We start from the raw sequence: 24432 nt of genomic DNA on the forward strand, positions 1-24432 counted from the left end.
CACCTGTCTAAACATGCCCCTACCTATATGGATAGCTAACTATCATATAGGTAGCGACAATGGATACATTGCTTACCATTCAATAAACTGGAAGGTGGCTATCACACGTACAACAACGTATGACTAGTAAGTAAGTTATAGCTATCAATTATTAATCTACTCTCTACAAAACACTCTAAATATCTTTCTATATCTAAGAGTTTTTATTCAATTCAAAATATTGGAATCAATAAAAAAGCGACCTATGACAGGTCGCTTTTTTATTCTCTAACAGTTATATAAGGAGGCTATTTCCCTTGATAAGAAATCTTCAAACCAGCGATATAACCATCATTATCTTGGAAATCACCAACGATTTTTCCACTAGGTAGACGGCCTTTTGCATCACCGAACCATAAGTATTTACCACCAGCGGATACTGCCCAGTTTTCCGTCACGTTGTATTTGGCACCAAGACCGACGCTGTAATAGCCATCGACAGGACCTAACGACGTTGTTGGATCACCGGCACCACTATCCCAACCCACCGTACCACTAATAGCAAGTGCTGGTGCGACACGCTTGGCCAACCCTAGCTCTACCATCCATTGATCGTCTTCATACTCAACCAAGTTCAGACCATCAGGACCATATAAAGGATTAAGTTTACTAACCTCATTATATAATGGAGGTGTGATGACAAAATCGCTCCATGGTACCCAACGGACTTTTGCCGTTGCTAAAGTAGTCGGATTGATACCTGTTTGAAAATCAAAATTGACTGATTTAGGTGTGGTAATTTCGTAGTTGCTGACTTGAGTTGCTGCTGCTGCTGCCTGTTCTGGAGTAGCTCCTGCTGCTATAGCTCTAATTCCTACTAGTGGGTAAGTCTCAGATACTTCTATGTCGTGATCAATCTCAGAACGATAAGTCAAAGCAGCCTTTAAAGCAATTTCAGGCTTACTATAGGCAATACCTGCGATATAACCATAATCCATATCAGGATTGCTGTTTGACGTATAGCCAGTAGCAGGTCCATAAGCTAAGCCACGCAATTTGGTTTCAGATTGGATACGCTGAGCAACTGGACCACCATAAATTTGGAAGTTTTTGTTGGCACCGAATTTCATTCCTAGAATACCAGTCAAGCTTTGGCTACGGACTTCTACATTAGTATTTTCGCCTGCATTACCTGCTTCTGCCTGAGCTATTGCTCCTGCTGTACTAAGACGAGTAATTTCAGCTACTGCTGCAGCTCTCTCAGCAGGAGTACTTGTTGCGGACTGCGCAATGCCAGTTTGTCTAATTATTTCAGGACGAAGAGTCGCGCCATTAAATTGGCCGTTAGTTAATTGCTGAATAGAAGCGTTCAAGTCACCTTTAGAAACAAAATTGCTATCGCCAGTATATTCAGCGGCAGCACCAAAGGGCTCGTCATATAGCACACCCACACTGAACGTGTCGTTGATATCAGCTTTTACGCCATAGCGAAAGAAGTCATAAGATTCAGCAATATCACCTGTTTTATCGCCACGCTCATAGTCATTTTGAGAAGGATTATTGTTAGCACTATCGTAGCCGCTTACATCAGCGTCAATATAAGTATAGACCGCTTCAGCGTAAGTGCCATCTTGAAAAAAAGCAGTGACATCTTGACCTGAACGATCAAGACCAGCAGCGTTGGTTACGCTAGCAACAGAGAGAGTAGCAATAGCTACTGCAAGGGTTTTCAAATGAAAGGTAGTGCGCATTGTGTATCTCCAACGGTCCTTGTTGTATTAATACTTTAATAACCATTATGTAGCATTACTATGCTTAATACTGGTATTACTAAAGTTTTGTCCTAAGTTGAATACTAATGCCTTTTTGACACTAAAACAACATTTAAAGTGCTTTATTTCTCAATTATGACTGAACAGTACATATAAGATATAAATAAAATGCTGTGGTTTACTTTTTATCCTTAGTGTGATTTTTACGGTGAGGTCTATAGTCATAAAATAAATATTTTTACCTATAGTCTGTTAAATGTAATTTTTAAAAACACATAATAAAAAAGCGACCCTTAAAGGATCGCTTTTAATATTAATAACAAACAGCATCACATAATTTATTTGTGATTTACTGAGCTTGGTAAGAAACCTTTACACCCAATACAAAACCATCATTACTTTCGAAATCACTAACGATCGTTTTACTTGGGATTTGACCTTTGGCATCACCGAACCATAGGTACTTACCGCCAGCAGATACTGCCCAGTTTTCGGTAACATTATATTTTGCACCAAGACCGGCGCTGTAATAGCCTTCGATAGGGCCTAATGAGGTCACTGGATTACCAGCACCGCTGTCCCAACCGACAGTACCGCTGATAGCAAGTGCTGGCGCAACGCGCTTAGCTAATCCTAGCTCTACTTGCCATTGGTCGTCATCATAGCTAACTAACGCTAACCCCTTATCATCCCGAGTCGAAACCTTGCTAACATCGTTATATAGTGATGGTACGATAGCAAAATCACTCCATGGTACCCAGCGTACTTTGGCTGTCGCTAGGGTTGTAGGGTTGATGCCAGTTTGGAAATCAAGATTTACTGACTCTGGTGTATTAATCTCGATATCGGCATATCTAGTGGTTGGTAAGGCTAAACCAGCTGTAGCTCCGGCAGCTGTAGCAATAGGGAAAACTTCGAAAGCTTTTGCATCATGTTTAATCTCAGAGCGATAGGTTAATGCTGCTTTTAGTGCAATTTCAGGCTTACTATAAGACATACCAGCAATCCAGCCGTAGTCTTGATCTGGGTTAATGTGCGTAGTATAACCAGAAGCCGCACTATAAGCTGTGCCACGTAGTTTTACATCAGCATGGACACGCTGAGCGACTGGACCACCATAAACTTGGTATTCTTTGTTTTGACCAAACTTCGCACCCAAGATGCCAGTAATACTTTCTGTACGTACCTCTACCTGTGTAGTTTCACCTGCAGTAGCTGCCAAGCCTTTTGCAGCCTCAAGAGCAATTAACTGACCCTGAGCTGCTTGTAATTGCTCAGGTGACAAATTACCTGGATTACCTGGAGTAAGCGCACCTCGAAGTTGAGTAATACTTTGGTCAACTAAACCTTGATTTAAATTAGGGTTGCCTGTGAAACCTTGAATAAGTGCATCTGCATTGTCATTAGTAACAAAATTATTATTACCAGTATAGTCAGCGGCTGCGCCAAAAGGCTCGTCATATAAGACGCCAACACTAAACGTGTCGTTAATGTCTGTTTTTACGCCATAACGAAAAAAGTCATAAGATTCTGCGATATCATCAATCTTATTACCTGAAGTATCTTCACCCGTCACGTCCGCATCGATATAGGTATAGACAGCTTCAGCATAAGTGCCATCTTGTAGGAATGCGGTGATATCTTGACCTGAGCGATCAAGACCAGCAGCACTAGCGGCGCTAGCAACAGATAGAGTAGCAACAGCTACTGCAAGAGTTTTTAAGTGAAAGGTGTGGCGCATTTTACATCTCCAAACATCCGCATTGTTTTACTGTTTTACTTAATTTTCTTAAGTAAGCAGCATCCGAGGTGGAAGATAGTAAAGATTTTTAAACACTAAAACAACTGCCAAAATACATTATTTCCATATTATGACTACTAAGTCACCAAAAGGTATCTTCATTTAAAAATACACATATTGCGATCATTCACTACTAATTATCTTACTTGCTATTATTTTTTTAATAATGTGGTGGTCTATCCGCCATCACGTCAAATGGGGCAATACCACTCTCTGGGTCTTGGTTTTCTATTTGCTTATAAATCAGTTGTAGCTGACGTTGCAATGTCTGAATATCTTTGTCTTGACGTGCGATCACCTCATCAAGTCTATCTACTGTGATCTCAAGGTGGGCTACGTTCATTTGAAGATCAATTACTTGGGTTTGCAAGTCATCTTGTATGCTCGCAGCGGTATCTTTGTTATTGGATTGATTCATATTTTTCTCTGAAGTATCGTAAATATAAGGCTGAAAGGTTTAGTAAGTAAAATAGGTGGTAAAACCTAAGTGTCATTGTTAAATCCATCATGCTAATCAAAAAATAGCCACTATGAATAAAAACTATAAATAGTACTGATAAAACTATTTACTCGCACTACAGTTGCGCGGTGGCATGTTATACTGCTGGCAATTTTGCAACAACCCCTACCTCACTATTATATAAGCTTAAGATACTCTATGGCACTGATTCATTTAAAAGACATTCACTTAGCGTTTGGCGTTGCGCCTGTTCTTGATGGTATTGATTTCTCTATCAATTCAGGCGAGCGCGTGTGCTTAATTGGTCGCAATGGCGAAGGTAAATCCACCTTATTCAAACTGATTAATGGCTCATTACAGCCTGACAGTGGCGAGATTATTACCAACAGTAGCATGCGTGTGGCGATGCTAGAACAAGACGTTCCTGAAACCAGTGGTCGCATCTTAGATATCGTCATGGGCGGTAGTCGCCGCACGGCTGACTTGCTGATTAACTATAATAAGCAAGTAGATATGTGCGCCAATGGTGATATGGATGCCTGTGAGCATATGGCGACCCTACAGCATGATATCGATGCGGTACATGGTTGGGATTTAGAACGTGATGCCATGCGTCTGATCACAACGATGGGACTCGATCCAGAAGATGACTTATCATCACTCTCTGGTGGTCGTAAGCGCCGCGTACTACTTGCTCGTGCGTTAGTTACCAAGCCTGATATGCTCTTACTCGATGAGCCAACCAACCATTTGGACGTTGAAAGTATCGAATGGCTGGAGCGCTTTTTACTCGACTGGCAAGGTCTGACGTTGTTGTTCGTGACTCATGATAGAGCATTCGTGAATAAATTATCGACTCGTATCATCGAGCTTGACCGTGGCCAATTGACCAGCTATGACGTGACCCAAGGCGAAGGTGGCTACGCTCGCTACCAAGAGTTAAAAGAGCTACAGTTACAGGCTGAAGAAAAGAACAACGCCAACTTTGATAAAAAACTGGCGCAAGAAGAAGTGTGGATTCGCCAAGGTATCAAAGCTCGCCGTACCCGTAATGAGGGCCGCGTCCGTGAACTAAAAGCATTGCGTGAAGAGCGCAGCGAACGCCGTGAGCAAGTGGGTAATGTAAACATCACGATGGGTCAAGGCGAAAAAAGCGGCAAGCTTGTCTGTAAAGTCAAAAACTTACATCTTGAGTACGACGGCAATGTATTGGTTGATGATTTTACGACCACTATTATGCGTGGCGACAAAATCGGTATTGTCGGCCCTAACGGTGCTGGTAAAACCACCCTTATCAAAGCCCTACTCGACATGTCTGATGATGAAGTCACCAAGAGTGGTAATGTTGAATTAGGTACTAATCTAAAAATTGCCTTTTTTGACCAGTTGCGCGATCAGTTAGATCTAGAAGCGAGCGTCGCGCAAAACGTTTCAGAAGGTTCTGACTTTGTCGAAGTTGGCGGTCGCAAGACACATATCATGAGCTATTTGCAAGACTTCTTATTTGCCCCAGAGCGTGCACGTACGCCTGTCAAAGCCTTGTCAGGTGGTGAGCGTAACCGTGTGTTACTGGCCAAGCAGTTATTAAAACCTGCCAACATTCTAGTACTCGATGAGCCAACCAACGATTTGGACATGGCGACACTTGAGCTATTAGAAGAGTCAGTAGCCAGCTTTGGTGGTACTATTTTGCTGATCAGTCATGACCGATCATTCATGGATAACGTCGTTACCTCTACTTGGGTATTTGGCGAAGATGAAGATGGCAAAGGAGAGGTCAGCGAATATGTTGGTGGCTACCAAGAGTATTTGGTGCAAAAAACCCGCGAAGAGGCAGCACGCGCCGCAAAAGCACCTGCCAATAATGCGGTCAGCAAAAAAGCAGCAAACAAATCTGGCGCAGATATCAAGCCTAAAAAAGAAGCCAAAAAGCTGAACTATAATGAGCAGCGTGAATTGGATAACTTACCAAAAGAAATCGCAGCACTCGAAGCCGAACAAACTCAACTACAAGAAAAATTGGCTGATGGCTCTTGGTTTAATACCGACTTTGATGCAGCGACAGCCGCAAGTGAGCGGTTATTAACAATCGAAGATGAAATGATGAGTAAGCTTGAGCGTTGGAGCGAGCTTGAAGGCTAGTATTGGCAATACTCTAGCTGAGTTTATTGGAATAACGCATATATACCTTGCATTGCGTATTTCGATAAACAAGTTTCTGATAGTCTGATAAAGCATTATTAATTATTCTGAAAGCATCACCACTTTATTATATAGAGTGGTGATATTTGTTTTACAGAAACTTACACAGCAGTTAGATAGTGAAAGTTAGTGAACATTCCCTTAATTTCAAGTATCATTCGCTATTGCTGAAAATCCTTATTAATTATAAGGTCATGACATTTACAATCCCCATAAAAGCAAAGTTAGCGTTAAACATTGATAATCCGACTGTTTTAGTATGATTGTCATATTCAACCTCCTAATATGTCCTATTAAGGTTGCTTTATTTTTAACGCAATAATTTATTTTATCACCGAAATAGCTTAGAATAGTAACAATTAGCAAAATTAGGCACAGCTAAAGTGGCTTGATATTGTATATTTTCTAAGCCACAAACCCAGTGTGGGATAATCCCATTTCATTCACCTGGAGGAAGTATTAATGAGCCAAGCCGAAGGCGTTAATGTACAACGCCGTAGAGTTCTTATTGCCTCAACTGCCGCGATTGGTGCAGCTGGGGTAGCTGCCGTGGCGACACCTTTTGTCCGTTCTTGGTACCCAAGCGCTAAAGCTGAGGCTGCAGGGGCTGCAGTAACCCAAGATATCGGTGCTATCGAAGCAGGACAAATGATCGTTGTCAAATACCGTGGCAAACCTATTTATGTGGTTAAGCGTACTGAAGACATGATTGCAGGACTTGAGTCAGTCAAACCATTATTGTCTGATCCTGACTCTACTGCATCAGTACAACCTGAATACTGTACCAATCCTACTCGCTCTTTAGATCCAACCGTATTGGTTGTCGAAGGCGTTTGTACACATTTAGGCTGTGCACCAAACTACCGTCCTGATGTTGGCGCAGCTGACTTGGGCGGCAATGACTGGTATGGCGGGTTTTTCTGTCCGTGCCACGGGTCAAAATATGACTTAGCAGGTCGCGTCTTTAGTGGCGTTCCTGCACCGCTGAATCTACCCATCCCAGAATATGGTATGGATGGTACCATCTTGACGGTTGGGGAGGCTTAATATGAGTATGGGTAAAAAGTTAATGCATTGGGTGGACGCGCGCTTTCCTGCGACCGAAACCTATGAATACCATATGTCAAAGTACTACGCACCAAAAAACTTTAACTTTTGGTACTTCTTTGGTGTGCTATCAATGATTGTATTGGTCAACCAATTGGTGACTGGTATATGGCTTACGATGATGTACAACCCAAGTGCCGAAGGGGCATTTGCGTCTGTTGAATATATCATGCGTGACGTAAAAGGTGGCTGGCTCATCCGCTATATGCACTCGACTGGTGCCTCTGCGTTCTTCGTCGTTGTCTATCTGCATATGTTCCGAGCCTTGCTATACGGTTCATACCAAAAACCTCGTGAGCTTATTTGGCTCATCGGTATGGGTATTTATCTAGCATTGATGGCAGAAGGTTTCTTTGGATACTTGCTACCTTGGGGTAACATGTCATTCTGGGGTGCTCAGGTTATCTTGAACTTACCTGCGGCGTTACCAGTGATTGGTGATGGTCTTGCTGAATGGGTACGTGGTGACTATATCATCTCAGGTATCACGCTGAACCGTTTCTTTGCTCTACACGTTGTTGCTATTCCATTAGTGCTAGTAGGTCTAGTATTCATGCACATTGTGGCACTACACCATGTGGGTTCGAACAACCCTGATGGTATCGACATCAAGAAGCTAAAAGACAAAAATGGTATCCCACTAGACGGTATCGAATTCCATCCGTACTACACTGTGCATGACATGGTTGGTATTGTCGTATTCTTTATTTGTTTCTTTGCAGTGGTATTCTTCTTCCCAGAAGGCGGCGGCTTCTTCCTTGAACCACCAAACTTTGAAACTGCCAACTCATTGAAAACACCAGCGCATATTGCACCGGTATGGTACTACACACCATTCTACGCTATCTTGCGTGCGGTTCCTGATAAGCTTGGTGGTGTTATCGCAATGGGTGCTGCTATTGCTGTACTGTTCTTGATTCCATGGCTTGATAGATCGCCTGTACGCTCAATGCGTTACAAAGGCATATTGTCTAAAATCGCGCTTACTGTATTTGCGATTAGCTTTGTCGTACTAGGCTACTTGGGTGCAACCCCAACGACTCCAACAGCGACCTTGATGGCTCGTATATTTACGATTCTATATTTCTTGTTCTTCTTGCTGATGCCATTCTACACTGCCATTGAGAAGTGCAAACAGCCACCAGAACGCGTTACCGGAGGTCACTAATGAACACGCTAATTAAATCCCTAGTTGGTCTAGGCTTAGGCGCGGCATTGACGTTGACTGCTGGTACAGCAATGGCTGAAGGCAGTGGTTGCGGCACGTTTACTAATGCTGAAGGCGTTGAAGAGCATTTGGCTTGTAGTACTGCTCCTATTGATTTTACCAATAAGGGCTCACTACAAAACGGTGCAAAAATCTTTATGAACTACTGTGCTGGGTGTCACTCAGCCAAATATGTTCGTCATTCTCGTATTGCACAAGATTTAGAGATACCGCCTGAGTTAGTCGAAAAGTACCTAATGGTTACTACCGATCAAATCGGTGACCACATCACTGCTGAGATAGATCCTGAGATTCAAGCATCTTGGTTTGGCGCAGCGCCGCCTGATCTATCACTTGAGACACGTCTACGTGGCGACGACTGGGTATATACTTACCTACTATCGTTCTATGAAGATCCAAGCCGTCCTTGGGGTGCAAACAACTTAGTACTGGCCAATGCAGCGATGCCTCACGTATTGCATAATATGCAAGAAGAGTTGAGCCAAGAAGAGTTTGAATCTGAAGTTGGTGACTTGGTTAACTTTATGGCGTGGATGGGTGAACCTGCTCGTCACGACCGTCAAGTAATTGGTTTCTTCGTCATTCTATTCTTATTAGTACTGCTCATACCAGTTTACTTATTAAATAAAGAGTTCTGGAAAGATGTTAAATAAGTCATAGTCAGCAGTTAGTTTTTAGAAATAAAAAAGGCACTACTTCGGTAGTGCTTTTTTCTGCCTTGATATAGAGCATAAATACTAGATAAGCCGGAAAATAAGTCGCTCAGCGCTAATGTTTACGCACACTACCTTGATAAACGTTGCGAGTTTGTTTACGATGACAACCTTCACTATTAACATTAGGCTTTCATGATTGATGCGAATGACATTCCAAGTAGTCAGCTAATTTTGTATGCTGATGACGGCTACGACAGTCATGTGGTACGCCTATTACTTGAAGAAAAAAAGCTCGCTTACTATTTGTCTCGCTTACATTCTGAGCGCCCTGAAGATTTGACTGAGCTAAACCCCTATCATACCTTGCCTGTATTGCAGCAGCGTGAGATTGCGCTTTATGAGATTAACGTCATTTTTGAGTACCTTGAAGAGCGTTATCACACAAACAAACTGCTCCCTGAGACACCGCAAGAGCGTGCACAGTTTCGCCAACTGGCTTGGCGCATTCAACGTGATTGGTTAGTACTTGGCAAGCGTCTGCTGACGCATCCAGATAGCTTTAATAAAGCACAGGCTGCCGTTGCCAAAAAACAGCTCAGTGATTCGTTGATTACTCTGTCACCGCTGTTCGCTCATAAGCCTTATTTTATGGCTGATGAGTTTGGTTGGTGTGACGTGTTATTAGCACCACTATTATGGCGATTGGATGAGATGGGTATTGAGCTGCCACGTGCTATTAGCCGTCCATTGTTTGAATATCAAACGAGAGTGTTTGAGCGTAGTAGCTTTCAAAAAAGCGTGCGTTGATTAGACAAGTGTAAGAAGCTGCCTTAGAATAAGTACCAATATAATAGAAATCGACTTGCACTTATTGTGCGACAATTTGCTAAATAAAATATCTTTTCATTATTGAACATCATTAGTATAGGAAATCATTAGATGAGCGAAACCACCTCTATTACACCTACCCGTCCTTATATGGTACGTGCACTATATCAATGGATAGAAGACAACGCCTTGACGCCTTATCTGATGGTCGATGCTACTGCTGATAACGTACAGATACCAACAGAGCATGTGCAAGACGGTCGTATCGTACTAAATATCGCCAGCCGTGCTACAGGCAATATGAGTATGGAAAATGACTACATACATTTTAGTGCGCGTTTTGGTGGCGTCTCACAAGAAATTTGGGTACCGCTTACGGCAGTCATGGGCATTTATGCTAAAGAAAATTCGCAAGGGATGTTCTTTGATCCAAAAGAATATGATAACTATGTACCAGAAGACGACGACGCACCGATTGCTAGCAAAAAACCTGCTACCGCACCTAAACCGAAGCGTGATAACAAAGCAGGTTTAAAAGTTTTAAAGTAATTAGAGATTCAAACTCATTACTTTTCACATAATAAGAAAGCCAGTCATGTTTACTATGACTGGCTTTTTATTGTCTGTTCAAAGACTTGATACTTTATATTTGACTAGGTTCTTGGCAAGGTCACGCCGCGCTGGCCTTGATATTTACCGCCGCGGTCTTTGTAGCTGGTCTCACACACGTCATCCGCATCACTTTGGAAAAACAGCATTTGTGCCACGCCTTCACCCGCATAAATACGCGCAGGAAGATTAGTGGTATTACTAAATTCAAGCGTTACATGCCCTTCCCACTCAGGCTCAAGCGGCGTGACATTGACAATGATACCGCAGCGCGCGTAAGTCGATTTGCCTAGGCAAATAGTCAATACATCACGTGGAATACGGAAGTACTCCATAGTACGGGCTAAAGCAAACGAATTCGGTGGAATGATACACTCATCACCAACGATATCGATAAAGCTTTTATCATCGAAGTTTTTAGGATCAACGACCACTGAATGTACGTTGGTAAAAACTTTAAATTCAGGAGCACAGCGCACATCATAACCGTAGCTTGAGGTGCCGTAGCTGACTAAACGCTCGCCTGCATCATTAAAGCGTACTTGACCTGGCTCGTATGGTTCAATCATGCCGTGCTCTTCGGCCATTTTACGAATCCAGCGGTCAGACTTGATAGACATTGTTATTCCTTAGCAAATATTTAATAGCGACGATTATACGGAATTGATGGCTCAATTTATAGGGTCGCAATGACTTTAAAACTGACGACCTTATAAAATGCCTTTCTGCATAAACGCATTTTTTAACCAAGTGTTTCAAGCATCAAAAAATACGCTTGTCATCAACAGGTTTGGCAAATTTATTGATATTGGTTTCGATATTTTTGGCAATGCTCAAATAATAGGTTGCAAAATCGTCGTCAGCCAATACGCTTGGCACGCCTTTATCGACTTGGGCGCGGATACCACTGGCAAGCGGTAGCTGCCCTAATAGCGGCACCTGATACTGCTCAGCGATAATCTCACCACCGCCCGTACCAAAAATCGCTTCGGTATGGTTGCAGTTGCTACACGTGTGCAACGCCATGTTCTCAACCACGCCAAGCACAGGAATACTGGTTTTGTTAAACATCTCAACGCCTTTTTGCGCATCGAGTAGCGCAACATGCTGCGGCGTCGTGACAATGACAGCGCCTGTCACAGGGATACGCTGTGCCAATGTCAGCTGTATATCACCCGTACCTGGCGGCATGTCAATCACTAAGTAATCTAGCTGTGGCCAGTTGGTTTGATTATAAAGCTGCATCAGCGCACCCGTCGCCTTTGGCCCACGCCACGCCACTGGTGTGTTTTCCCCATCGAGCAAACTACCGATAGAGAGCATCGCGATACCATGCGCATCCACTGGCACGAATTGCTCATTTTCTAATTGCGGCTTCACATCGGCAACGCCTAGCATGGTTGGCATGCTAGGGCCATAAATATCTGCGTCGAGTACACCAACACGATTGCCCAGCTTCTGTAATGCCAGTGCGATGTTCACAGTCGTCGTTGATTTGCCAACGCCGCCCTTACCTGATGCCACAACAATAATATGGCGGATACGAGGATGCGCAGCTAATGAAGATTGTGTTGGAGCAGCTTTGGTAATTGGCGGCTCGGCGTTGGCGTTACTGGCATTACTCGCGTTGTTATTAGCGCCAGATGAAGGCTGGGATTCCATCGCATTGGTTGTCTTTGGCATTTGCTTTGGTAAGCTTGAACCTGACCCTTTTTCTGGCGCAGGTAAACGTACATTCATATGAATCGTAGTAATACCATGAGGATGCAGCAACTGACCAAGCTCTTGTTGTACAGCTTCAGGGTTGCTGTCTTGTGGCAGGCGCAAGTCTAGCGTCAGCGCCTCGCCGTCACGCTCAAGACCTGTGACCATCGTCGCAATGCTGACTGTTCCTATCTCATACCCAAGCAATACTTTGTCAACGGCACTATCACGTTCTGCCTGCTGCTGCGGTGTTTCGGTTTTGGTAGTTTTTTTCTTCATAAAGTTGAACATAGCTATTATTATTGCCTATACAAGTGGATGGGTTTGGCACATGGCTTAATTCATATCGTCTCCTATTGAGCAAACGATAAAACCAGTGACCATTTTAGCCAAACCTTCTATCGTGACAGTGTAGCTGAATTGGACGCATAAAAAAACCACAACGCCAGTAGGTCTGACCTTGTGGTTTATTCTATTATAATAGGCGCAATATCTGTCTATTAGTTCATAAACCAGCCATGACTGGCAACGATAGATTGTCCTGTAAACACATTACTTGGAAACGCCGCTAAGAATAGTGCCAACTGGGCAATATCCTCTACCGTCGTAAACTCTTTATCGACGGTATTTACTAGCATAATGTCATTAACGACAGATTCTTCACTAATACCTTTCTCGCTTGCCTGCTGCGGGATTTGTTTTTCGACCAAAGGCGTTTTAACAAATCCTGGACATATCACATGCGAGCGCACATTATGCTCAGCACCTTCTTTGGCCAATACGCGGCACAGTCCTAGCAGACCGTGCTTGGCAGTGACATAAGGCGCTTTATAAAGCGATGCTTCATGCGAGTGTACTGAACCCATATAAATGACCGTGCCACCTTTATCGTCTTTATACATGTGCTGTACCGCAGCTTTGGTCGTCAAAAATGCCCCGTCTAAATGAATGGCGAGCATTTTTTTCCAGTCGTCAAACGCCATTTTATGGATAGGATCAATAATCTGGATACCAGCATTAGACACCAAAATATCAATACCACCAAAGGTATCAACCAATTTCTGTACACCTTCGTTTACCGCATCTTCAGAGGTCACATCCATCGCAATCGCGAGAGCACGCCCGCCATCTGCTTCAATGGCATCAACCGTTTGCTGTGCTGCTTCAAGATTGATATCGGCAATACCAACCATAGCGCCTGCTTTTGCATAAGTTTCAGCGATATCACGCCCGATACCACTTGCAGAGCCAGTGACCAATGCTACTTTACCTGTCAAGTCCTGCTGTAATTGGGTGGCCATATAGGTTCCTTATTATGATCTATAGATATTAGGAGATAAATTCTATTGAGCAATGCTGACTGGCGTTTTTTCTTGTAACTCGTCAAAGCTAACACCATCTGCTAATTCAACCAGTTTTAGACCATTATCAGTAACATCTAATACGGCAAGCTCAGTGATGATACGATCGACCACGCCCTTGCCCGTCAATGGTAGCTCACAGTTGGCTAAAATTTTTGGATCGCCGTGCTTATTTACCTGCTCCATCAATACAATCACACGCTGTACGCCTGCGACCAAATCCATCGCACCGCCCATGCCTTTGACCATTTTTTTGGGAATCATCCAGTTAGCAAGGTCACCTTGTTCTGAGACTTCCATTGCGCCTAATATCGCCAAGTTGACATGACCACCGCGAATCATCGAAAAGGACTCTGAGCTGCTAAAATAACTGGCACCCGCTTCTGCGGTCACGGTTTGCTTACCCGCATTAATCAAGTCCGCATCGACGTTTTCTGCTGTAGGAAACTCACCAATACCCAGCAAGCCGTTCTCTGATTGTAGCCATACATCCACGCCTTCTGGAATATAGTTAGCGACTAGCGTTGGTAGGCCAATGCCCAAGTTGACGTAATAGCCGTCTTGTAGCTCTTTTGCAGCGCGTTGCGCCATTTGTTCTCTTGTCCATGCCATACTGATTTCCTTATTTTTTACGATATTCTATTGTTATTTATCTGAATCGCTAATTATTTAAACTACTATCCGTCTAAAAACTGGCGATAAGTCTCAACCATGATTTTATCTAAGCGCTTTCTACCGCTTTAGTCGTGGTTTTTTCGATACGTTTTTCAGGGCTAGCATTCAATACAATACGTTGAACGAAGATACCCGGCAGATGCACTTCATCTGGATCAAATGTGCCTGTCTCGACGATTTCTTCTACTTCGACGATGGTGATTTTTCCCGCCATCGCGCAATCTGGGTTGAAATTACGAGCGGTTTTATTAAATATCAAGTTACCGGCTTTATCGGCCTTCTGTGCTTTGATGAGTGCTACATCCGCGCGCAATGAATGCTCTAATACATAAGTACGACCATCAAAATCACGCGTTTCTTTACCTTCGGCAACCAACGTGCCCACACCTGTTGCTGTGTAAAATGCAGGAATACCCGCACCACCTGAGCGTAGCTTTTCGGCCAATGTACCTTGCGGGGTTAGCTCAACTTCTAACTCGCCCGCCAAATACTGGCGCTCAAACTCTTTGTTTTCGCCCACGTATGATGAAATCATCTTTTTGATTTGGCGGGTCTGTAGTAGCAGACCCAGACCGAAATCATCGACGCCAGCGTTGTTGCTGATACAGGTCAACTCTTTAACGCCACTATCACGTAGTGCTTCGATCAACGCTTCTGGAATACCGCATAGACCAAAACCACCGATAGCGAGTGTTTGCCCATCACTGACGATGCCACTTAACGCCTCTTCGGCACTGTTATATACTTTTGATTGACTCATGCTTATCTCCTATGATTATCATTTATATTTTTTAATTTATGTAAAGCTCATACTGACCTAGTTATATCAAGTATCCATTTGATTTACTGCTTTTCACTCATTTTATTTTACGACTCTTATTTCTTTAAGCATTACAACCTTATACCACCAACCAAAACACACCCATTATGACTGCGCCAGATACGGCAAGCACGATCAGGCAGTAACCCATAATTGCTCTCGCGTCTAAACCTGCGATACCCAATAGTGGCAAGGCCCAAAACGGTTGAATCATATTGGTCCATGCATCACCCCATGCAATCGCCATCGCAGTGATAGCTGGATTGACACCCAGCTCAATGCCAGCTGGAATCATAACGGGGCCTTGCACAGCAAATTGTCCACCGCCCGATGGTACAAAGACATTGACCAAGCCAGCACTTAGAAATGCAAATATTGGGAAACTGTCTGCGGAAGCAGAATTGACAAAAAACTCGGTAACTTGCGTACTGATAGAGATACCATCAGCATTAGCACCCGTCATAATTCCCATGATGCCGCCATAGAACGGGAATAACAACACAATACCTGTGATGCCACCAATGCCTGAATATACTGCCCGATAATAGCGCTCTAGCGTGCCATGCGATAACAAACCAATGAATAGAAATAGCCCAATCACGATATTTAACCCTAAATTAAAACCGTTATTGCCAAACTCGCTGATATAGTACATTAGTGCCAACGCCAGCAATATCACAGCGATGATACGACTGTCATCGAGCTTTTGCGCGGGTGTCTCTCTGGGAGGCGCGACGTACACTTCTTCCTTAATCAGCTTTGGATCAATCACGGTAGGATTTTTGGGGTGCATAAAGCGGTTTAGCAGCGGCAAGATAATAATGAGCAAACCCACAATCAGTAAGTTATAGCCTGCGAATACAGTCTGAGATAAAGGTACTGCTTCGGTCATCGTATTGCCAGATAGCGTCAGTAGCGTATCGCCACCCGAACTAAGCGTCAGTGGTATCGAGCCTGAGAAGCCACCATGCCAAATCACAAAACCCGAATAAGCTGCAGCAACGAGTAAAGGATAATCAACATTGGTGACTTTCTTTGCCAGTGCTTTGGCAAAAATGGCCCCGATAATCAGACCAAAACCCCAGTTCATCCACGAACCGACCAGCCCAACCAAGGTGGATACGATAATGGCAGTCGTAGGAGAATGAACTCTGCTGGCAAAATTATCCAATAAGCGTTGAATGAATGGCGCACTCGCAAACGCGTAACCTGTGACCAAAATTAGCGCCATTTGCATCGCAAAGCTATGTAATGACCACAGTCCATTGCCCCAGTGCCCTGCCATCGCAATCATATCTTGACCAGTAATAGCCAAGCCAACAACAAAGGCAATGAGCGTTAAAACAATTGAAAAGACAAACGGAGATGGTAGGTAGCGATTGACCAGCTGCACGCTCACGTTAGTGATGGCACTAAACATATTCACATTCCTTGTAAATTTGCTGTTTGTGATGAGATTTATGACCAGTTTTTATGGTTAGCGCTTATTATCAACAAACTTCCATTTGATAAGCGCGACTCATATCAAACATTATACTTTATATTTTTATTTATAATAATACATATTATATCGGTATATCATGTATAAAATACTTATGCTAACTTAACATATTATTTTCGTAGCGCCTAGTTGCTTAGTGATTAGAAAATAACCCAAGAGTACGCGAGTCAACAAAGCATTTCTTATCCTTCAATAATACCGCAACTGGATTTATGTTTAATAAAATATAATAAATAAGGTTTTTTGATTAACTTTATTGACCTACATCAATAAGCGCGACATACTCGCTGTCTTAATTTTGCCAAGGAGGGCTATCATGTTTAGTACATTTGCGATTGTCATCACCCTATTATTACTCATGTTTTTTGCTTATCGCGGTTACTCTGTGCTGATTCTAGCACCGATTATGGCGACGCTAGCAGTCTTGTTGTCAGGTGACTTCTTAAATACCATCCCCGCTTATACCGATGTCTTTATGGGCGCGTTAAGTGGATTTTTACTTAAATTCTTCCCGATATTCTTGCTAGGGGCACTGTTTGGGCGTTTGATGGCTGACTCTGGCGCGGCAACTGCCATTGCTAATACCGTCGTCGAAAAGCTCGGTGCCAGCAAAGCTATACTTGCAGTGATTTTGGTCTGTGCTATTTTGACTTATGGCGGCGTCTCGTTGTTCGTTGTGGCTTTTGCTATTTATCCAATCGCCAAAGACTTATTCAAAGCGGCAGACATTCCAAAACGTTTGATTCCAGCAGCGATTGCCCTAGGGTCATTTACGTTTACGATGACCGCATTACCGGGCACGCCAGCCATCCAAAACGCTATTCCCATTCCTTACTACAACACCAACGTATTTGCCGCGCCTATTTTGGGTATCATTGGCGGTACAATCATGTTTATCTGTGGTTGGTTGTGGCTTCAGTCACGTGCCAAAAAAGCCAATGCAGCGGGCGAAGGCTATGGTCAGCATGATGAAGAGGATGTAGGCGGCGTTGGAGCGGCGGCAAAAGAAGCTGAGGTATTAAATACTCATCATACTTCATTCACCGTTGCCATGATTCCGCTGGTATTGGTCATTGGCTTGAACGCTATATTGACCTATGTGGTATTCCCATCGATAGATTTCAGTAGCCTACAAACTCAATTCCCAGACTTGAATATTGCAGGCTCGCTTGGGTTATGGTCAATTATTATCTCATTGGTCGTTGCTTGTGTGGTGCTAATATTGCTACGTATTGGACATTGGAATAACCTACAAAAAACTATCAACCGCGGTACTTATGACTCGATGTTGCCTATTTTTAATACCGCCTCAGAAGTGGGTTACGGCGCGGTTATCGCCTCGCTTGCAGGCTTCCTTATCATTCGTGATAGCATTTTAAACCTTACTCCTGACAATCCTCTAATCTCAGAAGCCGTTGCTATGACCACGCTTGCTGGTATCACAGGTTCATCGTCTGGTGGTTTGAGTATTGCACTATCTACATTGGGTGAAGATTATCTAAGAATGGCAGTCAATGCGGGTATCGACCCTGAGCTGATGCACCGCGTAGCCGTTATGGCGGCAGGTGGTCTTGATACGCTTCCGCACAGTGGCGCGGTCATCACCCTATTTGCCATCTGTGGCCTGACTCATAAGCAGTCTTATTTGAATTTGGCAATGGTTACGATGGTTATTCCATTGGTCGCTGTGGTTGCTGTTATCATCTTAGGTACGATGTTCGGTTCATTCTAAGATAGCTTAAATTATTTGTTATTACTAACGACTGATATCTAAGCGAATATTTAATAAACAAAAACCCACTTAGCATCATGCCTAGTGGGTTTTTTATGACTGCTTTATAACCATAAAAATACGGTGCAAGGCTGTTATTTATAGTTAATAGATGCCTGCCAAATGAGAAGTAATTACCAAGGAATATCACAAAATTATCTGAATTACGGTATCATAGGCGCACTTTTTGAATTTTTATTATTTTTAGAAGTTTTTAGCATTAACAATGTCGCATCGATAAGCGATGAACCGCTCAAGATGTTCGATAACTAACCCGTTTATATAAAAATATAGGTGATTTTGTGCGTGAGATTCTAGTAACCAGTGCGCTGCCCTACGCCAATGGCTATATCCATTTGGGGCATCTTGTAGAATATATTCAGACCGACATTTGGGTACGTGCGATGAAAGCGCAAGGCCATCAGGTCACCTATGTCTGCGCGGATGACGCACATGGTACGGCAATCATGCTCAAAGCAGAAGCCAATGGCGTCACGCCAGAGGAGCAAATTGCCTCAGTCAAAGCCTCACACGAAGCAGATTTTTCAAAGTTCCTGATCAATTTTGATAATTATCACAGCACCCATTCAGAAGAAAACAAACAGTTCTCTGAGCTGATTTATCGTCGTCTAAATGAGGCTGGTCATATCAGCACAAAAGATGTCGAGCAGCTATTTGATCCTGAAAAGCAATTGTTTCTAGCCGATCGTTTTGTCAAAGGCACTTGCCCAGAGTGTGACTCACCAGACCAGTACGGTGATAACTGCGAAGTATGTGGCACCACTTACGATGCAACAGATCTAAAAGACCCGCACTCAACATTGTCTGATGCAACGCCAGTTCTTAAAACTTCTAAGCATTATTTCTTTGATTTGCCAGAGTTTGAGCAGTTCTTACAGGACTGGACACGCAGTGACAATCGCTTGCAAACATCAGTCGCCAACAAGCTACAAGAATGGTTTGATGCAGGGCTTACCAGCTGGGACATCTCACGCGATGCGCCCTATTTCGGTTTTCAGATTCCAGATACCCCAAGCGATGAGCCAGACAAATATTTTTATGTATGGCTAGATGCACCAGTGGGCTACATGGCAAGCTTTAAAAACCTATGTGATAAGCGTGCTGGCACCGATGAAGCGCTTGATTTTGACCGCTACTGGGCACAAGAGAACGAGCACAAAACCGAAGTTTATCACTTCATCGGTAAAGACATCGTTTACTTCCATGCTCTATTTTGGCCAGCAATGCTAGCAGGTAGTGAGCTGCGCACGCCAACAGGCGTCTTTGCCCATGGTTTCTTGATGGTCAATGGCGAAAAAATGAGTAAGTCACGCGGCACTTTCATCAAGGCCGAGACGTATGCTGAGCACTTACATCCAGAATACCTACGTTATTACTTCGCCAGCAAACTGTCTGATAAAGTTGAGGACATCAACTTAGATTTAGAAGACTTTATGCAAAAGGTCAACTCTGACTTGGTTGGCAAAGTCGTCAATATCGCCAGTCGTAGTGCAGGATTCTTGGTGAAAAAATACGACGGTATACTATCTGAAACTTGCGCTGAACCGCGCCTATTAGAAGACATTACCAAAACAGGCGATGAGATTGCAGCTGCCTATGAGAATCGTGAATTCTCACGTGCTATGCGTTTAATTATGCAGTGTGCGGACAAGGCTAACGAATATATCGATGCCAAAAAGCCGTGGTCGCTCGCAAAACTGGAAGGTACTGAGAAAGAAGTTCAAGACGTATGCTCGGTCGCTATCAACATCTTCCGTCAATTGATGGTCTATCTGGCACCAGTATTGCCTGAGCTAACTAATAATGCGAAAGAGTTTTTGAACCTTGATGATTTAAGTTTTGCCAGTCGTAATGAGTGGTTACTAGGTCATAAAATCAATAAATTCAAACCACTGATGCAGCGTATCGAAGAAAAAGATATCGAAGCCATGGTAGAAGACTCTAAAGCCTCATTGGCTCAAGCCGATACTCCTGCTGTGACCGAAAATAACAAGCCTACCGCAAAAGACAAAGCACCTGCAATAGACGCTAATACTGATGCCGAGCAAACGGATTATATTGGTATCGAAGATTTTGCCAAAGTCGAGATGAAAGTCGCACACGTTTTAGAGTGTAACCATGTAGAAGGTGCTGATAAGCTACTACAGTTCACACTGGATGTCGGCGAAGACAAACCACGTAACGTGTTTAGCGGTATTCGTAAGTTCTATGAGCCTGAGCAACTGACGGGTAAAAAAGTCATCTGTGTCACCAACCTTGCGCCGCGCACCATGAAATTTGGCATTTCTGAAGGTATGGTGTTATCAACGGGCAATCCAAAAACTCAACTAACAGTCGTTACTCTACCTGACAACTGTGTCATTGGTGATGTGCTCGCATAGGAACGTTAATAAGTAACGTTAACTTAAGTAGTGATGTAAGTAATCATTAAAGAAAGAACGAAAAAAAACGGTCTAAATAGACCGTTTTTTTTATGGCTGATTGACAAGATAAATAACAATTAAGCCTTATAGTTCTCTATTCAATAGTTATCTACTCAAAACATCAATAATTTCCAACGTATTATTAATCACCGTCACAATGTTATTGTCTGGCGTACGGATACGTTCGTAACGGTCATCATAACGGTCTAAAATGACAGAACGATCATAATCCCTTCTATCAATCTTGCCGACTACTCTATAACCGTATTTATCAAGGTCACGCTTAAATGAAGCGTTAGGGCTGGCATTGCGATACGCATTAATATTGGGGTGGGCATTACCATTATTTTGATAACTATTGTAGTTGTAATCTTTACTAATGTGGGCAGAGTTACCTTTGCCATTTCCATGACCGTGCCCATTACCATGATTGTCTTTTGCCATAGCAGGCAGGCAAATCAATGAGCTTGCCGTAATTCCAGCGATAGTTAATAACTTCAAATTAGCCGTATTCATAATGTTATCCTTAAAATATGCGAATGAGATATTCGAGTGCGTTGTATATTCAACACGTCAACATAGTAATGATATGGATTTTGGACGTACTCTACTTCTCATATAAAAAACTTTTGTATAAATATTAGCTTACGTTAATTATGAAGTGGGTGCGTAATAGATGCGTTGCTAGCTTGTACGCTTTTTGACTATCAGTTCATTGGATAAAACAACGCTTTTAGAGGCTAATTATCATGGTTAAATGCTCAAAACCACACTTATGACAGTGGTTACGACAATGCCTAATAGTCTTACTAAGTACGCCTATGACGAACGCGCTTTAATTTTTTATTGCGATAACTTACATTGCTGTCATAATATGAACATAATAATCGACGGAACGATTACTTTATTTAATGGTTAGCCTGCTATTTTGGCATCAACATAGCATTGACTCGGCTAATCTGCATTCTCCAATATCTTTTTCAAAACCAAAGAGAACCAAACAGATCATTTGAGCATTGCTATTAGCAGGCTTGATCACTCTGACAGTCCTCGCTTGGTTTTTGTGATTGATATAACCTATGAGTTATCCTAATAATGACTATTGCTTCTACTCTACGCTTAAGCCTATATGGCGTTGCTCTTAGTGCCATTAGCACACTTGGCCTGATAGGCTGCTCGAACTCCTCTACTGACACAGCCGCCACTACTGAAAATAGTGCTGCTGCAGATGCAGAAAAACCTGCCAAATCTATTGCGATCACTCAGATCGTTGAGCATCCATCATTGGATGATATGCGCCGCGGTATTATTGATGAGCTGGCAGACAATGGCTATGTCGAAGGTCAAAACCTAACGGTCAACTTCCAAAGTGCGCAGGGCAATACAGCGACAGCAGGACAGATTGCTAAGCAGTTTGCAGGAGACAATCCAGACGCCATCGTTGCCATCTCGACGCCATCGGCTCAGTCGATTGTGGCTGCGACCACTACTATTCCTATCATTTATACAGCTGTATCAGATCCACTGGGTGCCAAGCTCATTACCGAAGATGGCAAGCCTTTTCAAAGCAATTTGACGGGATTATCGAGCCAGTTACCTCTAGAGCCGCAATTAGATTTATTGCAGCAAATAAAGCCCGATATGAAAACGATCGGCTACGTTTACAGCCCAGGCGAAGCAAACTCAGTGTCATTGCGTGATAGTCTAAAACAAGCCCTGCCAGCACGAGGTCTGACATTGTTAGATATCCCTGCCAATCGTCCAACCGATATCGGCATGGCAACACGTAGCTTGCAAGGACGCGCAGATATCATCTACACCTCATTTGACAATAATGTCGCTTCTGCTTTTGAGGCCATGACCCAAGCCGCGAATGAATTAAAATTACCGATTGTCGCATCCGATGAGTTCAGTGTGAAGCGCGGCGCGACTGCAGCTCTTGGCGTTAATGATTATGACTTTGGTCGTACCACTGGCAAAATGGTATATCGCGTATTAAATGGTGAGGCTATCAATACCATTGAACCTGCCGTCATGAACGATCTAACCTTATATATCAGTCCTAAGCACGCCAAAACGCAAGGCGTTAGTTTGCCAGCAGAGTTGCTAAAAAATGGCATCAATGTTGATGAACAAACGCAAAGCACTGATAACAAATAGCACGAATAAAATAAATAGTGCTAAATAGTAATACTGAAAAATAACCTGTAGCCATCATAAGTGGCTCGCTTTACCCTTTTACCCATCTATTAATAATGTACGGACACATTATTACTTTTAGGAGTCAGAACCATGTTGTATCAAAATCATTTTAATTTTGGCAAAGCGTTACTACTAGGCGGTGTATGCACTGCTATCTTAACGGGTTGTAATCAATCAGCCCAAGATACCAGCACGACTGATACTGCGGCTACTGGCGATACTGCCACCGAAATGAAAACTGTTGCTATCACTGCTATCGTTGAACATCCAGCACTTGATGATGTGCGCAAAGGCGTGATCGACGAATTAAACGAAGCAGGATTCAAAGACGGTGAAAACCTAACCGTCAACTTCCAAAGCGCACAGGGCAATACAGCGACAGCAGGACAGATTGCTAAGCAATTCGTTGCTGACGCCCCAGATGTGATTGTCGCTATCGCAACACCATCTGCGCAGTCTGTTGCCGCTTCTACTAGCAGCATTCCATTGGTATTCTCTGCGGTTACCGATCCGGTAGCAGCCAAACTGGTACCTAAGTTAGATGGTTCTGGCACCAATGTTACAGGCGCATCAGATGCCCTACCGTACGAGCCACAAATCGACTTGATGCGTCAAATCATTCCATCATTGAAGAATGTCGGTTATGTCTATAGCCCAGGTGAAGTCAACTCAACGATTATCTTACAAAGTCTAAAAGAAAAATTGACACCGCTCGGCATCAATGTACTCGAAGCACCAGCACAGCGTAGTAATGACATCGCGATGGCAGCCCGTAGTCTTGAAGGCAAAGTCGACATGATCTATACATCGACTGATAACAACGTGGTATCCGCTTACGAGTCACTCTATCAAATTGCTAAAGAAAGTAAGATTCCTCTTATCGCATCAGACACGAGCTCAGTTGAGCGCGGTGCGGTTGCAGCATTAGGCGTAGATTATTATGAGCTTGGCCGTGAAACGGGTAAAATCGTTGTTCGTATCTTGAATGGTGAAAAAGCAGGCGCTATTCCTGTTTACACCCCACAAGCGCTTAACCTATATGTCAGCCCAAAACATGCTCAAGAAGAAGGCATCACTTTGCCACAAGCGGTTATCGATAAAGCAAAAGAAGTGGTAGAATAACGCACCTTTGTATTTGGCTTAAAATAGTAGTCGTAAGCAAGATAGCCATATCAATCAGTGATTGATCGCAATCTTGCGCTGTGATGCTAAATGTTTGACAAGAAACCCAGCTATGAGTCAGTAAGCTGGGCTTCTTGTTTCAGCAGAACCTATTTAAATAGCTTGTTTCATATATTGCTGTAGTTAGCTT

General features: G+C 43.2%; 20 protein-coding genes. 10 read left to right on the forward strand and 10 right to left on the reverse strand.

The window, feature by feature from the left end; translation table 11 throughout:
• Positions 1-287: 287 nt before the first annotated feature.
• The 3 genes from ACTXGK_RS24930 to ACTXGK_RS24940 all read right to left on the reverse strand — a co-directional run bounded on the left by ACTXGK_RS24930 (position 288) and on the right by ACTXGK_RS24940 (position 3970).
• Positions 288-1730 carry an outer membrane protein transport protein gene (locus tag ACTXGK_RS24930; RefSeq protein ID WP_443515081.1) on the reverse strand — a complete coding sequence of 481 codons (1443 nt, stop codon included), beginning with the start codon at positions 1728-1730 and terminating at the stop codon, positions 288-290.
• 370 nt (positions 1731-2100) lie between these two features.
• Positions 2101-3492, reverse strand: a complete 1392-nt coding sequence (locus tag ACTXGK_RS24935; RefSeq protein ID WP_443515079.1) for an outer membrane protein transport protein — start codon at positions 3490-3492, stop codon at positions 2101-2103.
• 220 nt (positions 3493-3712) lie between these two features.
• Positions 3713-3970 carry a SlyX family protein gene (locus ACTXGK_RS24940; RefSeq protein ID WP_443515077.1) on the reverse strand — a complete coding sequence of 86 codons (258 nt, stop codon included), beginning with the start codon at positions 3968-3970 and terminating at the stop codon, positions 3713-3715.
• 240 nt (positions 3971-4210) lie between these two features.
• Between ACTXGK_RS24940 and ACTXGK_RS24945 the strand changes: the two genes are divergently transcribed.
• The 6 genes from ACTXGK_RS24945 (at position 4211) to ACTXGK_RS24970 (ending at position 10582) form a co-directional block, all read left to right on the forward strand.
• Positions 4211-6154: an ATP-binding cassette domain-containing protein gene (locus tag ACTXGK_RS24945; RefSeq protein ID WP_443515075.1), complete on the forward strand. Its 1944-nt coding sequence runs from the start codon at positions 4211-4213 to the stop codon at positions 6152-6154.
• A gap of 522 nt (positions 6155-6676) precedes the next feature.
• Positions 6677-7261 carry a ubiquinol-cytochrome c reductase iron-sulfur subunit gene (petA, locus tag ACTXGK_RS24950; RefSeq protein ID WP_394211590.1) on the forward strand — a complete coding sequence of 195 codons (585 nt, stop codon included), beginning with the start codon at positions 6677-6679 and terminating at the stop codon, positions 7259-7261.
• A gap of 22 nt (positions 7262-7283) precedes the next feature.
• A complete protein-coding gene (locus ACTXGK_RS24955) occupies positions 7284-8489 on the forward strand; it encodes a cytochrome b (protein WP_443515427.1) in 1206 nt (401 codons plus the stop codon).
• Complete coding sequence (locus tag ACTXGK_RS24960) at positions 8489-9202, forward strand: cytochrome c1 (protein ID WP_290177728.1); 714 nt, start codon at positions 8489-8491, stop codon at positions 9200-9202. Before ACTXGK_RS24955 ends, ACTXGK_RS24960 begins: the two co-directional genes overlap by 1 nt.
• Positions 9203-9397: 195 nt before the next feature.
• Positions 9398-10012, forward strand: coding sequence for a glutathione S-transferase N-terminal domain-containing protein (locus tag ACTXGK_RS24965; protein ID WP_058024136.1), 615 nt, complete (start codon positions 9398-9400; stop codon positions 10010-10012).
• 132 nt (positions 10013-10144) lie between these two features.
• Positions 10145-10582, forward strand: a complete 438-nt coding sequence (locus ACTXGK_RS24970; protein ID WP_238037387.1) for a ClpXP protease specificity-enhancing factor — start codon at positions 10145-10147, stop codon at positions 10580-10582.
• A gap of 104 nt (positions 10583-10686) precedes the next feature.
• Here the strand turns inward: ACTXGK_RS24970 and dcd are convergent, their stop codons facing one another.
• The 6 genes from dcd to ACTXGK_RS25000 all read right to left on the reverse strand — a co-directional run bounded on the left by dcd (position 10687) and on the right by ACTXGK_RS25000 (position 16622).
• The gene (gene dcd, locus ACTXGK_RS24975) at positions 10687-11262 is read right to left on the reverse strand and encodes a dCTP deaminase (RefSeq protein ID WP_058024138.1); all 576 of its coding nucleotides are present in this window, start codon (positions 11260-11262) and stop codon (positions 10687-10689) included.
• Positions 11263-11404: 142 nt separating this feature from the next.
• Entirely contained in the window at positions 11405-12637 is a 1233-nt protein-coding gene (gene apbC, locus ACTXGK_RS24980) for an iron-sulfur cluster carrier protein ApbC (RefSeq protein ID WP_443515071.1), read from the reverse strand.
• A 209-nt stretch (positions 12638-12846) separates the two neighbouring features.
• Positions 12847-13647, reverse strand: a complete 801-nt coding sequence (locus ACTXGK_RS24985) for a 3-hydroxybutyrate dehydrogenase (protein ID WP_443515069.1) — start codon at positions 13645-13647, stop codon at positions 12847-12849.
• Positions 13648-13689: 42 nt separating this feature from the next.
• A complete protein-coding gene (locus ACTXGK_RS24990; protein ID WP_394211580.1) occupies positions 13690-14319 on the reverse strand; it encodes a 3-oxoacid CoA-transferase subunit B in 630 nt (209 codons plus the stop codon).
• A gap of 109 nt (positions 14320-14428) precedes the next feature.
• Positions 14429-15142, reverse strand: coding sequence for a CoA transferase subunit A (locus tag ACTXGK_RS24995; RefSeq protein ID WP_443515067.1), 714 nt, complete (start codon positions 15140-15142; stop codon positions 14429-14431).
• A 139-nt stretch (positions 15143-15281) separates the two neighbouring features.
• Entirely contained in the window at positions 15282-16622 is a 1341-nt protein-coding gene (locus ACTXGK_RS25000; protein WP_443515065.1) for a short-chain fatty acid transporter, read from the reverse strand.
• A 397-nt stretch (positions 16623-17019) separates the two neighbouring features.
• Here ACTXGK_RS25000 and ACTXGK_RS25005 point away from each other — a divergent pair, with 397 nt between their 5' ends.
• Together ACTXGK_RS25005 and metG are read left to right on the forward strand one after the other, a co-directional pair.
• On the forward strand, positions 17020-18435 hold the full coding sequence (locus ACTXGK_RS25005; protein WP_443515063.1) for a GntP family permease: 1416 nt from the start codon (positions 17020-17022) through the stop codon (positions 18433-18435).
• 341 nt (positions 18436-18776) lie between these two features.
• Positions 18777-20876, forward strand: coding sequence for a methionine--tRNA ligase (gene metG, locus ACTXGK_RS25010; protein ID WP_443515061.1), 2100 nt, complete (start codon positions 18777-18779; stop codon positions 20874-20876).
• A gap of 147 nt (positions 20877-21023) precedes the next feature.
• Here the strand turns inward: metG and ACTXGK_RS25015 are convergent, their stop codons facing one another.
• Positions 21024-21434: a hypothetical protein gene (locus ACTXGK_RS25015; protein WP_443515059.1), complete on the reverse strand. Its 411-nt coding sequence runs from the start codon at positions 21432-21434 to the stop codon at positions 21024-21026.
• Positions 21435-22013: 579 nt separating this feature from the next.
• Here ACTXGK_RS25015 and ACTXGK_RS25020 point away from each other — a divergent pair.
• Positions 22014-23078, forward strand: coding sequence for an ABC transporter substrate-binding protein (locus ACTXGK_RS25020; RefSeq protein WP_201602713.1), 1065 nt, complete (start codon positions 22014-22016; stop codon positions 23076-23078).
• Between the two features lie 132 nt (positions 23079-23210).
• Complete coding sequence (locus ACTXGK_RS25025) at positions 23211-24242, forward strand: ABC transporter substrate-binding protein (RefSeq protein WP_443515058.1); 1032 nt, start codon at positions 23211-23213, stop codon at positions 24240-24242.
• The last annotated feature ends 190 nt before the right edge of the window (positions 24243-24432 follow it).

The sequence above is a fragment of the Psychrobacter sp. T6-5 genome (assembly GCF_052258485.2).
Lineage (GTDB): Bacteria > Pseudomonadota > Gammaproteobacteria > Pseudomonadales > Moraxellaceae > Psychrobacter.

Excerpts from the sequence above, each read along its gene's own strand:
- ACTXGK_RS24930 (WP_443515081.1), bottom strand. The coding sequence starts at position 1,730 with ATGCGCACTACCTTTCATTTGAAAACCCTTGCAGTAGCTATTGCTACT.
- ACTXGK_RS24935 (WP_443515079.1), bottom strand. The coding sequence starts at position 3,492 with ATGCGCCACACCTTTCACTTAAAAACTCTTGCAGTAGCTGTTGCTACT.
- ACTXGK_RS24940 (WP_443515077.1), bottom strand. The coding sequence starts at position 3,970 with ATGAATCAATCCAATAACAAAGATACCGCTGCGAGCATACAAGATGAC.
- ACTXGK_RS24945 (WP_443515075.1), top strand. The coding sequence starts at position 4,211 with ATGGCACTGATTCATTTAAAAGACATTCACTTAGCGTTTGGCGTTGCG.
- petA (WP_394211590.1), top strand. The coding sequence starts at position 6,677 with ATGAGCCAAGCCGAAGGCGTTAATGTACAACGCCGTAGAGTTCTTATT.
- ACTXGK_RS24955 (WP_443515427.1), top strand. The coding sequence starts at position 7,284 with ATGCATTGGGTGGACGCGCGCTTTCCTGCGACCGAAACCTATGAATAC.
- ACTXGK_RS24960 (WP_290177728.1), top strand. The coding sequence starts at position 8,489 with ATGAACACGCTAATTAAATCCCTAGTTGGTCTAGGCTTAGGCGCGGCA.
- ACTXGK_RS24965 (WP_058024136.1), top strand. The coding sequence starts at position 9,398 with ATGATTGATGCGAATGACATTCCAAGTAGTCAGCTAATTTTGTATGCT.
- ACTXGK_RS24970 (WP_238037387.1), top strand. The coding sequence starts at position 10,145 with ATGAGCGAAACCACCTCTATTACACCTACCCGTCCTTATATGGTACGT.
- dcd (WP_058024138.1), bottom strand. The coding sequence starts at position 11,262 with ATGTCTATCAAGTCTGACCGCTGGATTCGTAAAATGGCCGAAGAGCAC.
- apbC (WP_443515071.1), bottom strand. The coding sequence starts at position 12,637 with ATGTTCAACTTTATGAAGAAAAAAACTACCAAAACCGAAACACCGCAG.
- ACTXGK_RS24985 (WP_443515069.1), bottom strand. The coding sequence starts at position 13,647 with ATGGCCACCCAATTACAGCAGGACTTGACAGGTAAAGTAGCATTGGTC.
- ACTXGK_RS24990 (WP_394211580.1), bottom strand. The coding sequence starts at position 14,319 with ATGGCATGGACAAGAGAACAAATGGCGCAACGCGCTGCAAAAGAGCTA.
- ACTXGK_RS24995 (WP_443515067.1), bottom strand. The coding sequence starts at position 15,142 with ATGAGTCAATCAAAAGTATATAACAGTGCCGAAGAGGCGTTAAGTGGC.
- ACTXGK_RS25000 (WP_443515065.1), bottom strand. The coding sequence starts at position 16,622 with ATGTTTAGTGCCATCACTAACGTGAGCGTGCAGCTGGTCAATCGCTAC.
- ACTXGK_RS25005 (WP_443515063.1), top strand. The coding sequence starts at position 17,020 with ATGTTTAGTACATTTGCGATTGTCATCACCCTATTATTACTCATGTTT.
- ACTXGK_RS25015 (WP_443515059.1), bottom strand. The coding sequence starts at position 21,434 with ATGAATACGGCTAATTTGAAGTTATTAACTATCGCTGGAATTACGGCA.
- ACTXGK_RS25020 (WP_201602713.1), top strand. The coding sequence starts at position 22,014 with ATGACTATTGCTTCTACTCTACGCTTAAGCCTATATGGCGTTGCTCTT.
- ACTXGK_RS25025 (WP_443515058.1), top strand. The coding sequence starts at position 23,211 with ATGTTGTATCAAAATCATTTTAATTTTGGCAAAGCGTTACTACTAGGC.